At 61.2% G+C, this 13,507-nt stretch carries 14 protein-coding genes; 3 read left to right on the top strand and 11 right to left on the bottom strand.

Annotated features, from left to right (window positions below; all coding sequences use genetic code 11):
• The first annotated feature begins 157 nt into the window (after nt 1-157).
• A complete protein-coding gene (locus F8A10_RS19160) occupies nt 158-940 on the top strand; it encodes a calcium-binding protein (RefSeq protein ID WP_227493549.1) in 783 nt (260 codons plus the stop codon).
• 69 nt (nt 941-1,009) lie between these two features.
• Here the strand turns inward: F8A10_RS19160 and F8A10_RS19155 are convergent, their stop codons facing one another.
• Both F8A10_RS19155 and hppD read right to left on the bottom strand, forming a co-directional pair.
• Nucleotides 1,010-1,366, bottom strand: a complete 357-nt coding sequence (locus tag F8A10_RS19155) for a Rieske (2Fe-2S) protein (protein WP_152368221.1) — start codon at nt 1,364-1,366, stop codon at nt 1,010-1,012.
• Between the two features lie 3 nt (nt 1,367-1,369).
• Nucleotides 1,370-2,482: a 4-hydroxyphenylpyruvate dioxygenase gene (gene hppD, locus F8A10_RS19150; protein ID WP_152368220.1), complete on the bottom strand. Its 1,113-nt coding sequence runs from the start codon at nt 2,480-2,482 to the stop codon at nt 1,370-1,372.
• 122 nt (nt 2,483-2,604) lie between these two features.
• Here hppD and F8A10_RS19145 point away from each other — a divergent pair, with 122 nt between their 5' ends.
• Together F8A10_RS19145 and F8A10_RS19140 are read left to right on the top strand one after the other, a co-directional pair.
• Nucleotides 2,605-3,075, top strand: a complete 471-nt coding sequence (locus F8A10_RS19145; protein ID WP_010395393.1) for an Lrp/AsnC family transcriptional regulator — start codon at nt 2,605-2,607, stop codon at nt 3,073-3,075.
• Between the two features lie 70 nt (nt 3,076-3,145).
• Nucleotides 3,146-4,186 (top strand): lysine-2,3-aminomutase-like protein, encoded by a 1,041-nt coding sequence (locus tag F8A10_RS19140; RefSeq protein ID WP_152368219.1) that lies wholly within the window; start codon nt 3,146-3,148, stop codon nt 4,184-4,186.
• 90 nt (nt 4,187-4,276) lie between these two features.
• Here F8A10_RS19140 and F8A10_RS19135 read toward each other — a convergent pair whose 3' ends face one another.
• The 9 genes from F8A10_RS19135 to iolD form a co-directional block, all read right to left on the bottom strand.
• Entirely contained in the window at nt 4,277-5,116 is an 840-nt protein-coding gene (locus tag F8A10_RS19135) for an ATP-binding cassette domain-containing protein (protein WP_152368218.1), read from the bottom strand.
• Nucleotides 5,113-5,952, bottom strand: a complete 840-nt coding sequence (locus F8A10_RS19130) for an ABC transporter ATP-binding protein (RefSeq protein WP_010395398.1) — start codon at nt 5,950-5,952, stop codon at nt 5,113-5,115. Before F8A10_RS19130 ends, F8A10_RS19135 begins: the two co-directional genes overlap by 4 nt.
• A 3-nt stretch (nt 5,953-5,955) precedes the next feature.
• Nucleotides 5,956-6,858 carry an ABC transporter permease subunit gene (locus tag F8A10_RS19125; RefSeq protein WP_010395401.1) on the bottom strand — a complete coding sequence of 301 codons (903 nt, stop codon included), beginning with the start codon at nt 6,856-6,858 and terminating at the stop codon, nt 5,956-5,958.
• Nucleotides 6,855-7,862, bottom strand: coding sequence for an ABC transporter permease subunit (locus F8A10_RS19120; RefSeq protein WP_029371878.1), 1,008 nt, complete (start codon nt 7,860-7,862; stop codon nt 6,855-6,857). Before F8A10_RS19120 ends, F8A10_RS19125 begins: the two co-directional genes overlap by 4 nt.
• Before the next feature lie 72 nt (nt 7,863-7,934).
• A complete protein-coding gene (locus tag F8A10_RS19115; protein WP_010395404.1) occupies nt 7,935-9,539 on the bottom strand; it encodes an ABC transporter substrate-binding protein in 1,605 nt (534 codons plus the stop codon).
• Between the two features lie 191 nt (nt 9,540-9,730).
• Nucleotides 9,731-10,546 carry a 5-deoxy-glucuronate isomerase gene (gene iolB / locus F8A10_RS19110; protein WP_152368217.1) on the bottom strand — a complete coding sequence of 272 codons (816 nt, stop codon included), beginning with the start codon at nt 10,544-10,546 and terminating at the stop codon, nt 9,731-9,733.
• The gene (locus tag F8A10_RS19105) at nt 10,543-10,728 is read right to left on the bottom strand and encodes a hypothetical protein (protein ID WP_152368216.1); all 186 of its coding nucleotides are present in this window, start codon (nt 10,726-10,728) and stop codon (nt 10,543-10,545) included. Before F8A10_RS19105 ends, iolB begins: the two co-directional genes overlap by 4 nt.
• A 10-nt stretch (nt 10,729-10,738) precedes the next feature.
• On the bottom strand, nt 10,739-11,635 hold the full coding sequence (gene iolE, locus F8A10_RS19100; protein ID WP_085502344.1) for a myo-inosose-2 dehydratase: 897 nt from the start codon (nt 11,633-11,635) through the stop codon (nt 10,739-10,741).
• An 11-nt stretch (nt 11,636-11,646) separates the two neighbouring features.
• Nucleotides 11,647-13,488, bottom strand: a complete 1,842-nt coding sequence (iolD, locus tag F8A10_RS19095; protein WP_152368215.1) for a 3D-(3,5/4)-trihydroxycyclohexane-1,2-dione acylhydrolase (decyclizing) — start codon at nt 13,486-13,488, stop codon at nt 11,647-11,649.
• Between the last annotated feature and the right edge of the window lie 19 nt (nt 13,489-13,507).

Genomic DNA, 13,507 nt, shown 5'->3' with positions numbered 1-13,507 from the left:
AAAGAGAAATCGCTGACATCTGACTGACAAACGGCGGCATCATGCTGTCTTGCGGTTATTCTGCCGCTATGCGGGTTTTCTTTCCTTTCAATACACCTCTGTTTAAGAAAACTGACAGAGTGCTGACAGTTCGGGTCAGATCGTTGTCAGCATGGTTATGGCATTGCTCAGCGATCATCGCGGAACACTACCGCTGCTGGAGCAAAGGAAAGGATTTAGTTCGATGGTACGCAAGATCGGCACTTCTCTCTCGGAACGGTTGACCGGGACCAAATACGGTGACTGGCTGTCGGGCCTGGGCGGCAATGACAAACTGTACGGCCTGGATGGGAACGACACCATGTTCGGTGGTGACGGCAATGACACGATGGAAGGTGGCAACGGCCGTGACAGCCTGAGCGGTGGTAACGGCAATGACCTCCTGCGCGGCGGCAACGACAACGACACTCTTTATGGCGGCAACGGTGACGACCGGCTCAGCGGCGGCAATGGCAATGACGACCTGAACGGTGGCCGCGGTGCTGATTACCTCCACGGCGGCGCGGGCCGGGATGAGCTGGAAGGCGGCGCCGGCAATGACACCTTGGTTGCGGGCGCAGGCAATGATGAGCTGGAGGGAGACGACGGCAATGATCGCCTTTATGGCGGCGATGGAAATGACAAGCTGGAAGGCGGTCGCGGCAATGACGTGCTGAACGGCGGTGCCGGTGCCGATATCTTTGAATTCGAGCGTGGCGACGGCCGTGACATCATCACCGATTTCCAGAACGGTGTTGACCGTCTGGATTTTGATGACTTCAGCCGTGCTCAGGTGCAGGCGGTGATCAAGAACGCCCAGCAGGTTGGCGACGATCTGGTGCTGCGCCTTTCGGCCGACACCACGGTCACCATCCGTGACATGCAACTGGGTCAGCTGGATATGAGCGATTTCATCTTCTGAGATCTGCCCTTCATGTCCTGATCAAATACGCCGCCGCATCGCATTGCGGCGGCGTTCTCATGCGGGCGTTCAGGCCCCCGCGATCCGGATCATGCCGTTGCTGATCATCAGAGGCACCGGGTCAAGTCCGCAATCCGTACCCTGCACCGCCGCGCCGCTTGCGATGTCGAATGTCGCACCATGGACCGAACACATCAGCCGTCTGCCATCGGCCGAAAGGATACTGTCGCCAAGGTGATCCAAGGGCAGATAATGATGCGGGCAAGCGTTCACATAGGCCCGGATCTCCTCGGTTAGCCGCACCAGCAACAAGGGAAAATGCCCATTGTCGCTTTCCACGGTCAGGCAGCGGATACGGTCCAGATCAGCCTCGGCACAAATATCGGTGCCTGCAGGCGGGGCCGAGGCATAGTCGCGCCAACTCATCGCTTACTCGGCTGCGTCGATCTTTAGCACGCCGCGGCGGATCTGATCCTCTTCGATCGACTCAAAAAGGGCGCGGAAGTTGCCCTCACCAAAACCGTCGTCACCCTTGCGCTGAATGAACTCGAAAAAGATCGGTCCAATGACGGTCCTGGAAAATATCTGCAACAGGATCCGGGTCATGCCACCGCCCAGAACGCCCTCGCCATCAATGAGGATGCCGTGCTTTTTCATCCGCGGGATCGGCTCTTCGTGGCCTTTGACCCGGCGATGTGACATTTCGTAATAGGTGTCGGGCGGGCCGGGCATGAACTTCATTCCCGCCGCGGCGATGCGATCGGTCGCCGAGTAGATATCCTCGGTGGCGATGGCGATATGCTGGATGCCCTCGCCCTTGTATTCGCGCAAATATTCCTCGATCTGGCTGTGATCATCGGTCGATTCATTGATCGGAATACGGATCTTGCCATCGGGCGAGGTCAACGCCCGGCTGACCAGCCCGGTCTGGCGACCCTTGATGTCGAAATACTTGATTTCGCGGAAATTGAACGTGTCGTGATAGAACTTGTACCAGGTGTCCATATTGCCGCGAATGACATTATGGGTCAGGTGGTCGAGGTAGTAGAAACCGAACCCCTCGGGACGCGGATCACGCTCGTCCAGCCAATCGTAATCTGTATCATAGGCGCTGCCCAAATCACCGTAGCGGTCGACAAAGTACAAAAGCGAGCCGCCAATGCCATAAACCGCCGGAGCGTCGATGGATTTTCCGGAACCGGTATATTCGGTCCCGCCAAGATCCAGCGCCCGTTTCAACGCTACCTGCGCATTCACGACGCGCCAGGCCATCGCCGGGGCGCAGGGGCCGTGCTCACCCACAAACCCCGCAGCATGGCTGTCAGGGTCGGCATTCAGCAGATAGTTGATGTCTCCCTGACGATAGAGGGTGATGTTGCGGCTTTTATGCTTTGCCACCGGGACAAAGCCCATCTGGCGGAAAATGCGGTCGAGAACCTCGGGCTGGGGATGGGCGAATTCGACGAACTCGAAACCGTCGGTTCCGGCCGGGTTGCTGGGGCTGATCGTGGCTTTCGGGGCGTCATGCGGGAACGGACCCATGGCGTCTCCTCCTCTGTTCGCGTCTGTTGGGACAATGATCGCGCATTTTCGATGCAAGAATGGCGCAATATATGCCATGATCGCGATAAAAAGGCATGAATCGCGCATTACAGGTCAGATCAATGCAAGAAGTTCGCATAGACGGATTCGATATCGCCATACTCAACGCCCTGCAGCGTGACGGGGCGATGACGAATGCCGCGCTGGCCGAACTGGTAAACCTGTCGGCCTCGCAATGTTCACGCAGGCGCGCAGCGCTGGAAGAGGCCGGCGTGATCGAAGGCTATGCCGCGCGGCTGAACCCGCAAAAACTGGGCTTTGGCCTGCGCGCCATCATCCGTGTGAACCTGCGCAGCCATGGCCAGGGCAAAGAGGATGATTTTGCCCGTTTCGTCGCGGCCCATCCGCAGATCCGCTCGGCATTTTCGGTCTCGGGTGATGCGGACTATATTCTTGATGTGCGGGTACGCGATCTGGAGGCATTCTCGGACTTTGTTCATCGTCATCTGCTGCCGCAGCCGCAGGTGGCGCAGGTACGCTCTGAGATCGTCTTGAAGACGCTGAAGGACGATCGCAGCCTCGCGTTGCCTTGATGGGCCGGGGCTTGCCAAGCCACGCGGGCGGGTCGATAAACCGCCCCTCTACCAGCCGCGAGCATCCGCCTTGTCCCAGCGTCCCATCACCACAGTTCCTGCCCTGATCGAGGCCGGACTTGCCCACCCGGATGATGCAGACGCGCTGGATCAGGTGGCAGCCGGGTTTCGCATCCGTGTCTCTCCCGCCATGCGCGGGGCGATGCGCGAGGCGCGCGATGGGGTCGGCGCGCAATTCGTGCCCGACACGCGCGAGCTGAATATCCGTGCCGAAGAGCTGGCCGACCCGATTAGCGATGAAGCCTTCAGCCCGACGCCGGGTCTGACCCATCGCTATCCCGACCGGGTGATCCTGCACATCACCCGGACCTGCGAGGTCTACTGCCGCTTTTGCTTTCGCCGCGAGGTGGTGGGTGAGGAAGGTACCCTGCCCGAGCCTGACCTGGCTGCCGCGCTGGATTATATCGCCCGCACCCCCGCCATTCACGAGGTCATCCTGACTGGCGGCGATCCGATGGTGCTGTCGGCGCGCCGTCTGTCGGCGCTGATGACACGGCTGGAGGCGATCCCGCATATCGACATCGTCCGTTTTCACAGCCGCGTGCCGGTCGTCGCGCCCCAACGTATTGATGCGGCCATGATCGAGGCGCTGCGCCCGGAGCGGCTTGCCGTCTGGGTGGTGCTGCATATCAACCATGCACAAGAGCTGACCGAAGCGGCGCGGGCGGCGCTGGCGCGGCTGGCCGGGGCGGGTATCCCGCTGCTTTCCCAGACCGTCCTGTTAAAGGGCGTAAACGCTGATCCTGAGGTTCTGGCCGGGCTGTTCCGGGCGCTGATCCGCAACCGGGTAAAGCCGTATTACCTGCATCATTGCGATCTGGCGCGCGGCACCAGCCATTTCCGGACCACCATTGCCGAGGGACAGGCGATTATGGCAGCCCTGCGCGGGCGGCTGTCGGGGACCTGTCTGCCGACCTATGTGCTGGATCTGCCGGGTGGGCATGGCAAGGTGCCGTTGGGTCCTGACTATGTCGAGGAAATCGCGCCCGGTCACTATGCGATCCGCGACTGGCGCGGCGAGAGGCACGAATACCGCGATCCGGACGGTTGAGACCGGGGCGCTTCGCCCCCGGACCCCCGAGGATATTTGGCCACGAAAGAAGCACGCGGCCGGGGCGTGTTGCGTCCCGGCCGCTTTTGGTCAGGCAGTGGCGGCGCGCAAGGCTTTGCGGCGCGCCACCCGGGCGCGAATTGCCTCGACATCCGTGATCGGGGTCGCGGCAAAGAGTTCGCGCGTATAGGGGTGTTTGGGATCGGCAAATACCTCGTCGCGGCTGCCCTGCTCGACCGCCTCGCCCTTGTTCATCACCAGCACATCATCGGCGATGTAGCGAACCACCGACAGGTCGTGGCTGATGAAGACATAGGCGAGGTTGAATTCCTCTTGCAGGTCGGCGAGCAGGTTCAGCACCTGTGCCTGCACGGAAAGGTCGAGCGCCGAGACCGGCTCGTCCAGCACAAGAAGCGTCGGGTTCAGCATCAGCGCCCGGGCGATGGCGATCCGCTGGCGCTGCCCACCCGAGAACATATGTGGGTAGCGGTTAAAGACCTCGGCCGGCAGACCGACCTTGACCAGCATCTCTTCGGCGCGGCGCCGCCGTTCGGCAGCGGGCGTGTCAGTGTTCAGAAGCAGAGGCTCCATCAACACGTCGCCAATCTTCTGGCGCGGGTTGAGGCTGCCGTAGGGGTTCTGGAACACCATCTGCACCTTTGAACGCATCTCGCGCGTCGGTCGCTGCTTGCCGATATCGACGGGCTTGCCCTCAATCAGCAGCTCGCCCCCCGAGGCCTGGTCGATCAGCGCAATGATCCGTGCCAGTGTCGATTTACCCGAACCGGATTCGCCGACGATCGCCAGCGTCTTGCCACGCTCGACCGAGAAGCTGATACCCTTGACCGCGCGCACCGTCTTGGCCGCGCGGGTCAGTGAGCCGGGGACGTAATAGTCGCGGATGAGGTTGCGGCCTTCGACGACGCTCATTGCTGCACCTCCGGTTCAAGAAAGCTGCCGACGGTGGGCAGCCGGTCACCGGTGGCATGTTCGGGCAGAGCCGAGAGCAGTGCACGTGTGTAGGGGTGCGAAGGTGCCTCGAACAGCGTGAGCACGTCGGCCTCTTCCATCTTTTTGCCCTTGTATTGCACCTGGACGCGGTCTGCCGTCTCGGCCACCACGCCCATGTCATGGGTGATGAGGATCAGCGCCATGCCAGTCTGTTCCTGCAGCTTCATCAGCAGATCGAGGATCTGTTTCTGAATGGTCACATCCAGCGCCGTCGTCGGTTCGTCTGCGATCAGCAGCCGCGGATTGGTGGCGATGGCCATGGCGATCATCACCCGCTGGCACTGGCCGCCCGACATCTGATGCGGATAGCTTCTGAGTTTTTCCTCGGGTTCGGGAATACCGACCTGCTGGAAAAGCTCAAGCGCACGGGCCCGCGCCGCGCGACGCGAAAGACCGGCATTGTAACGCAGCACCTCTTCGATCTGGTAGCCGGTGGTAAAGCTGGGGTTCAGCGAGGCGATCGGCTCTTGAAAGATCATGGTGATCTCGCGGCCGATAATGCTGCGCCGCTGGCGCGGTGTCATGCGCAGCAGGTCCTTGCCGTCAAAGGTCATCTCATCGGCGGTGATGGTGGCGATGTCGGGCAAAAGCCCCATTGCCGCCAGCATCGACACCGATTTACCAGAGCCGGATTCGCCGACGATGGCGAGAACCTCGCCCTTGTCCACTGTCACGTCGATACCATCGACCGCGGTGAAGCTGCCGGCCGAGGTGGCAAAACGCACCGTCAGGTTGCGGATGTTCAAAAGCCCCATCGGTCAGCTCCGCTTTAGTTTCGGGTCAAGCGCGTCGCGCAGACCGTCGCCCATCAGGTTGATCGCCAGCACCGAAACGAGGATGGCGAGACCGGGGAAGGTGACGACCCACCAGGCGCGCAGGATGAATTCGCGCGCCTCGGCCAGCATGGTGCCCCATTCCGAGGCCGGCGGCTGCGCCCCCATGCCAAGGAACCCCAGTGCGGCCGAATCGAGCACCGCCGAGGAAAAGCTCAGCGTTGCCTGCACGATCAGCGGCGCAAGGCAGTTCGGCAGGATGGTCTTGACCATCAGCCGCAGGTTCGAAGCCCCTGCGACCCTGGCGGCGGTGACATATTCGCGCGCCTTTTCCCCCATCACCGCGGCGCGGGTCAGGCGCGCAAAATGCGGTTGATAGACTATGGCGATGGCGATCATCGCATTGGTCAGCCCCGGGCCCAGTACCGCAACCAGAACCAGCGCCAGCAAAAGCGATGGAAAGGCCAGCACGACATCCATCACCCGCATGATGACGGTATCGACCCAGCCGCCGAAAAAGCCTGCGACAAGGCCGATGATAATGCCGCCAACAAGGGCGATCGAGACAACGACAATGCCGATGAACAGCGAATATTGCGCGCCATAGATCAGCCGCGACAGCATGTCCCGGCCGACTGCATCAGTGCCCAGCAGAAATTCGGCCCGGCCGCCCTCTTGCCAGAACGGCGGCACCAGCAGCGCGTCGCGGTATTGATGGGTCGGATCATGCGGCGCCAGCAGCGGCGCAAAGATGGCCGTCAGCACCAGAATGGCAAACACCACAAGGCCGATCACCGCGCCCCGGTTCTGGCTGAAGTAGAACCAGAACTCCTTGAGCATCCGGCGGCGGATGGCCGCATCCGAAATCTTGACTGCGGTATCGGTCATTTGTGCCGGATCCTCGGGTTGATAAGACCATAGGTCAGGTCGACGAGCAGGTTCACGATCATCACGATGGCGGCGATCAGCAACAGGCCCGACTGCACCACCGGATAGTCGCGGCGCGAGATTGAATCGATCATCCACTTGCCAATGCCGGGCCAGGAAAAGATCGTTTCAGTCAGGATAGCGCCAGCCATCAGAACCCCGATCTGCAGGCCGATGGTGGTCACGACCGGGATCATCGCATTGCGCAGCGCATGGACGCCGATCACCCGACGGGGCGACAGGCCCTTGGCGCGGGCGGTGCGGACGTAATCCTCCCCCATCACCTCAAGCATGGCCGAGCGGGTCTGCCGTGCAATCACCGCAAGCGGAATGGTCGCCAGCACGATCGAAGGCAGGATCAGGTGGCTGACCGCCGAGGCAAAGGCGCCCTTCTGACCCGACAGCAGGCTGTCGATCAGCATGAAGCCCGTTACCGGCGGGAAGAAATACATCAGCGAGATACGGCCCGATACCGGGGTCCAGCCCAGCACGCCCGAGAACAGGATGATAAGCAGCAGCCCCCACCAAAAGATGGGCATCGAAAACCCGACCAGCGCCGCGGTCATCGACAGCTGGTCAAACCACGAACCGCGCTTGATCGCAGCGATGACCCCGACGGGCACGCCGATTGCCGTGGCGATGATGATCGCGACCAGCGCCAGTTCGACCGTGGCCGGGAACAGCGCCAGAAATTCGTTCAGAACCGGTTTTTTCGTCACCAGCGAATTGCCGAGATCGCCCTGCAGCAGGTTGCCGATATAGTGGAGATATTGCTGCCAGATCGGCTTGTCATAGCCAAGCTGGGCCGCGATCTGGGCATAACGTTCGGGCGAGACGCCGCGTTCGCCGGCCATCAGCAGCACCGGATCGCCGGGCAGCAGGCGGATAAAGCCAAAGGCTACCAGCGTGATCCCGAACATGGTTGGGACCAGGTAGAGCAGTTTCTTGAGAATGAATCTGAGCATCGAACCTTAACCTGATGGCCGTGCAGGGGGGATTCCCTGCACGGCCAAGCATTTCAATCCGGGGAAATGGCCTTATTCGGTCAGGTCCACGGCTTCGAAGGTGTAGTCACCCAGCGGCGACTGGACGAAACCGGTCACATTCTTGGCCATCGGCACATATTGCGTCGAGTGGGCAAGCGTGGCCCAGGGAGCCTCGCGTTTGAAGATGACCTGAGCTTCTTCGTACAGCTTCACGCGCTCTTCGTGATCCGAGCTGCTCTTGGCTTTGGCAAGAATGTCCGAGAACTCTTCGTTGCACCAGAACGAACGGTTCGCACCACCCGGGTTGGCCCCGGCGCAGGACAGCAGAACCGACAGGAAGTTGTCGGGGTCGCCGTTGTCACCCGTCCAGCCCAGGATGACGGCGCCCTTGCGGCCCTCTTCCATGGATTTCTTGAGGTATTCGCCCCATTCGTAGCTGACGATATCAACCTTGACGCCAACCTTGGCAAAGTCGCTTTGCATCACCTCGGCGGCGCGGCGGGCGTTTGGCATATAGGGACGCTGGACCGGCATGGCCCAGATTTCCATGGTCAGATCCTTGACGCCGGCTTCCTCAAGCATCTTCTTGGCGGCTTCGGGATCGTATTTGTCGTCCTCGATCGTGTCGTTATAACCCCACATGGTCGGCGGGATCGGGTTCTTGGCGACGACGCCGCTGCCCTGATAGACGGCCTCGACCAGCGCCTGCTTGTCCATGGCCATGTTCAGCGCCTTGCGGACCTGCGGGTTGTCAAAGGGCGCGACCGTGGTGTTATAGGCCAGATAGCCGACGTTCAGACCGGCCTGCTCGTCCATCTTGAGGTTCGGATCGGCACGGATTTCGTCCAGATCAGCGGGCGCGGGATAAGGCATCAGATGGCATTCGCCAGCCTTGAGCTTTTGCAGCCGCACCGAGGCGTCGGGGGTGATGGCAAAGACCAGATCGTCGATCTTGGGCGCCTCGCCCCAGTAATCGGCGTTTTTCTGGTAACGGATCACCGCATCTTTCTGATAGGCCACAAACTTGAAGGGGCCGGTGCCGATGGGCGTGTTGTTCAGATCCTCGCGGGTGCCAGCGGCTTCCAGCGTATCGGCATATTCCTTGGAGACGATCGAGACGAAGGGCATCGCCACATTGGCGAGGAAAGGCGCCTCGGGCTGGTTAAGGGTGAATTTCACCGTGTAATCATCGACTTTCTCGATGGACTTGATCAGCTTGTCCATCTCCATCGACGAATAATATTCGTAGGTGATCCCGGCCATATACTCATGCCAGGGATGGTCGGCATTGGCCTGACGCTCAAAGGTAAAGATAACGTCGTCGGCGTTAAACTCGCGCGAGGGGGTGAACTTGTCGTTCGAGTGGAACTTGACGCCCTTGCGCAGGTGGAAGGTATATTCCAGCCCGTCCTCGGACACCTCCCAGCTTTCGGCGAGGGCCGGCTCGATCTCGGTCGTGCCGGGCTTGAACTGCACCAGGCGGTTATAAACCGCATGGCCCGAAGCGTCGAAGGTCGTCCCCGAAGTATAGGGCGCGGGGTCGAACCCTTCGGGCGAACCTTCCGAGCAATAGACGAAAGTCTTGGCGTGCAGCGGCGCAGCCGCCATCAGCGCAAAAGCCGACGCCGCGAGCAGGCGGGTGGAGAAGAGCGACATAATGCCTCCCATGTCTTGAGATATACCCTGATGCAAACGAATCTGCCTGACAGGTCAAGTGCTCTGCCTGCATTTGGCGTCATTATGACATAATAACGCAGCGAAACGCCGAAATCAGCCCGATTATTTCGGCGTTTCGCCAAGAGAACGCGGCGGAGGAGAGGATATCCGCGTCCTCTAAACACCCCGGTTCAATTTTTCGGGGCGTTGTCGCGCTGCCAGATCCAGTCGTGATCGGGATGATTCTCATAGCGCCATTTGCGGATCGGTCCCGCCATGACGTTCAGGTAATACATCTCATAGCCATAGGGCACGCCGCAGGGGTGATGCCCACGCGGTACCAGCACCACATCATGGTTCTGGACCGCCATGGTCTCATCAAGGCTGCCATCATCGGTAAAGACGCGCTGGATGCCATAACCCTGCGCCGGATTCAGCCGGTGATAATAACTTTCCTCAAGATAGGTCATCCGGGGAAAGTCATCTTCATCATGGCGATGCGGCGGATAGCTCGACCAGTTTCCATCCGGGGTAAAGACCTCGGTAACCAGAAGGCTGTCGCAGCAATCTTCGGCCTCCATGGCGATATTGTTGATAAAGCGGGTATTCGCGCCCTGTCCGCGCTGGGTCAGGGTGATGCCTTCGGGACCGATACGGCGGGGCGCATGACCGCCCTTGCCGGGGGCCAGGCAGACGGCCAGCGTCAGCGGCGTGGTCGCCTCGGCCCTCCATTCGCTGCCATCGGGCAGATACAGGCAATGGGGCGGTGTCTTTTCAAAGACGTCCATCCGCTCGCCCATCTCACCCCAATCCTGACCGGCGCCGCTGACGCGGGCCTTGCCTTCGACGATGACAAGGATCGCTTCATTGCCACCGGTCTGGCCGCTGGCCACCTCGCCCGGCTCAAGCCGCCACAGATCAAAGCCGACATAGGACCAGCCCGCATTTTCGGGGGTGATATGGTGGACAAGACCGTGCTGGCCGGCCGGTTTACGCAAGAGTTTCATCTGTCCTCGCCGCGGTTCAGAAAAAGCGTCACGAAAAGATAGATCCCCGCCGCCCCGAACAGGATTGTCCAGAAGATCGAGCCGGTAGACAGCTCGACCCCAGCCCAAAGCAGAGGCAGCAGGGCACAAAGGACACGGACCCAGAGGGGGCGGAAAAACGGGTGTTTCGGATCGACCAGCATGGCCCCGAGTCTAGTGCAGCCCGGCGGCCTGCGCCATGTCCTTAAGCGCCCTCAGCCCCATCGACTGATATTCCAGCGGGTTGCGCTTTTCGGGGTCCTGTTCGGCCTCGATCACCAGCCAGCCGCCATAGCCGGCCTCGGCAAGGATGCGCAGCAACGGCTGAAAGTCAATCGCGCCTTCGGGATCGCCCGGCACCGTAAAGGCCCCGGCCAGAACGCCCTGAATAAAGCTCATATCCTCGGCGCGTACGGCTTCGGTCACCGGGCGACGGATGTTCTTGGCGTGGAAATGCGCAACACGGGCGACATGTTTACGCAGGACCGCCTCGGGATCACCACCGCCAAAGGTGCAATGCCCCGTATCAAACAGCAGATGCGTTGCCGGACCGGTCGCAGCCATGAAGGCGTCGATCTCTTCAGGGCTCTCGACCACGGTGCCCATGTGGTGGTGATAGGCCAGCGTGATGCCTTCATCTGCCAGATAGCGGGCGAACTCTTCCATCTTGCGGCCGAACCCGGCCATCTCAGCGTCCGACAGGCGCGGGCGGGCATTGACCGGGGTGTCAGGGCTGCCGTGAACGGTATTCGAGCATTCGCAGACGATGCAGACCCTGCAGCCATTGGCCTTGAGCTTGGCCAGATGCCCCTGCACCGCCGCGATCTCTTCACCGACCGAGCGGGTCAGCAGCGAGGTCGAATACCAGCCCGAGATGAACTTCAGCCCATAGCTGCCCAGAAGCTCCTTGAGCGCGACCGGATCATCGGGCCAGCGATGGCCATTCTCGATCCCGTCAAAGCCGATGATCTGGCCCGCTTCACGCAGGATCTGCTCGGTCGGGATATGGGCGCCGATGCGCTGGTCATCGTCATTGGCCCAGGCGATGGGGTTGGTGCCGAAAAGGATCATTCCTGTAAACCTCAGTTCGCAATCTGCTGTTTTTGCAGCCAGGTTTCATATTGTTCGCGCGCCGCCCTAAGCTTGTCAGATGCTCCGACCTCGGGGACGGCGACGTCCCACCAGTGACCTGCACCGGCAAGACCATCGCCGGGGCCGGGCTCGGCGGTGGTGTCGATAACGATGACCGTGGGAATGTTGCGCCCGCGTGCCGCAGCGATCTGGGCCTCAAGATCACTGATCCCCTGCGCCTTCACCGCATGTGCCCCCATCGAGGCAGCATGGGCGACAAAGTCGATCTGCGGCTGCTCTTCGACATTGCAGTCCACATACATGTTGTTGAACTCTTCACCCCCGCAGGCGATCTGCAGCCGGTTGATGCAGCCGTAGCCACGGTTATCGGTCAGCACGACGGTAAATGGCACCTTCAGCATCACAGCCGTCGCCAACTCGCTGTTGGCCATCATATAGCTGCCATCCCCGACAAAGCAGACCACCTCGCGGTCGGGCAAAGCAAGCTTCAACCCCATGGCCCCGGCAATCTCATAGCCCATGCAGGAATAGCCGTACTCCATATGATAACCGCCCTGCGAGGGTTGCCACAGCAGCTTCAGCGCCCCGGGCATGGTGCCAGCCGCGCACATGGCGATTGCTTCGGGTGCCGCACGCTGAACCGCGCCGATGACCTGAGCATCGGTCGGCAGCGCATTCCCCTCGGCAGGTGCGGCGCAATGGGCATCGACCGCCGCAAGCCAATCAGCGCGCAGCCTGGGATCGGCGTTGCCGGCGCGATAATCGCCAAGCAGCGCGCCCAGCTTCTCCAGCGCGACCTTCGCATCCGCGACCAGAGCGGTCGCGCCATGCTTGCCCGCGTCATAGGGCTGAACGTTGATCGATACCAGGCGTCGGGCAGGATTGGCAAAAAGCGCCCAGGAGCCAGTGGTGAAATCCTGAAACCGGGTGCCGATGCCGATAACCAGATCCGCCTCGGCCGCCAGCGCATTCGCCGCCGCCGAACCATCGACACCGACAGCGCCATAGTTCATCGGATGCGCCTGGGCCAAAGCCGATTTGCCGGCCTGGGTCTCGATCACCGGGATACCGTGATGCGAGGCAAAATCCGCCAGCACCGCCTCTGCCCCCGAATAAATCACCCCACCCCCACAGACGAACACCGGCGCACGCGCAGCACGGATCAGCTCCGTAACTTCGGCCAGTTCACCCGCATCGGGTTCAGGCCGGCGGATATGCCAGACTTTCGGCTCAAAGAACCCCAGCGGCCAGTCAAAAGCCTCGGCCTGCACGTCCTGACAAAAGGCCAGCGTGACCGGCCCGCAATTTGCCGGATCAGTCATCACCCGCAGCGCGCGCGGCAAAGCAGTCAACAGCTGCTCAGGACGCTGGATACGGTCGAAATAGCGGCTGACCGGGCGGAAACAGTCATTGGCGCTGACCGTGCCATCGTCAAAATCCTCGACCTGCTGCAACACCGGATCAGGACGACGCCCCGCAAAGACATCGCCGGGAATGAACAGCACGGGCAGGCGGTTGACATGGGCCAGCGCGGCTGCAGTGACCATATTGGTTGCCCCCGGCCCGATCGAGCTTGTGACCGCCATGGCACGACGTCGCTTCTTGGCCTTGGCATAGGCGATGGCAGCATGTGCCATGGTCTGTTCGTTCTGGCCGCGCCAGGTCGGCAGCGCGTCGCCGATGCCATGCAGCGCCTCACCAAGGCCCGCCACATTGCCATGACCAAAGATCGCCCAGACACCCTCGATGAAACGCTCGCCCTCTTCGGTCATCTGCACCGACAGCCAGCGCGCCATGGCCTGGGCTGCGGTCAGCCGGATCGTCTCGCTCATGCCTTCTCTCCTTGGCGCG

The sequence above is a fragment of the Paracoccus kondratievae genome (assembly GCF_009301415.1).
In the GTDB taxonomy this organism is placed as follows: Bacteria; Pseudomonadota; Alphaproteobacteria; order Rhodobacterales; family Rhodobacteraceae; genus Paracoccus; species Paracoccus kondratievae.
This window is presented reverse-complemented; position numbering and strand designations above follow the sequence as displayed.

Excerpts from the sequence above, each read along its gene's own strand:
- F8A10_RS19160 (WP_227493549.1), top strand. The coding sequence starts at position 158 with ATGGCATTGCTCAGCGATCATCGCGGAACACTACCGCTGCTGGAGCAA.
- F8A10_RS19155 (WP_152368221.1), bottom strand. The coding sequence starts at position 1,366 with ATGAGTTGGCGCGACTATGCCTCGGCCCCGCCTGCAGGCACCGATATT.
- hppD (WP_152368220.1), bottom strand. The coding sequence starts at position 2,482 with ATGGGTCCGTTCCCGCATGACGCCCCGAAAGCCACGATCAGCCCCAGC.
- F8A10_RS19145 (WP_010395393.1), top strand. The coding sequence starts at position 2,605 with ATGCAAGAAGTTCGCATAGACGGATTCGATATCGCCATACTCAACGCC.
- F8A10_RS19135 (WP_152368218.1), bottom strand. The coding sequence starts at position 5,116 with ATGAGCGTCGTCGAAGGCCGCAACCTCATCCGCGACTATTACGTCCCC.
- F8A10_RS19130 (WP_010395398.1), bottom strand. The coding sequence starts at position 5,952 with ATGGGGCTTTTGAACATCCGCAACCTGACGGTGCGTTTTGCCACCTCG.
- F8A10_RS19125 (WP_010395401.1), bottom strand. The coding sequence starts at position 6,858 with ATGACCGATACCGCAGTCAAGATTTCGGATGCGGCCATCCGCCGCCGG.
- F8A10_RS19120 (WP_029371878.1), bottom strand. The coding sequence starts at position 7,862 with ATGCTCAGATTCATTCTCAAGAAACTGCTCTACCTGGTCCCAACCATG.
- F8A10_RS19115 (WP_010395404.1), bottom strand. The coding sequence starts at position 9,539 with ATGTCGCTCTTCTCCACCCGCCTGCTCGCGGCGTCGGCTTTTGCGCTG.
- iolB (WP_152368217.1), bottom strand. The coding sequence starts at position 10,546 with ATGAAACTCTTGCGTAAACCGGCCGGCCAGCACGGTCTTGTCCACCAT.
- F8A10_RS19105 (WP_152368216.1), bottom strand. The coding sequence starts at position 10,728 with ATGCTGGTCGATCCGAAACACCCGTTTTTCCGCCCCCTCTGGGTCCGT.
- iolE (WP_085502344.1), bottom strand. The coding sequence starts at position 11,635 with ATGATCCTTTTCGGCACCAACCCCATCGCCTGGGCCAATGACGATGAC.
- iolD (WP_152368215.1), bottom strand. The coding sequence starts at position 13,488 with ATGAGCGAGACGATCCGGCTGACCGCAGCCCAGGCCATGGCGCGCTGG.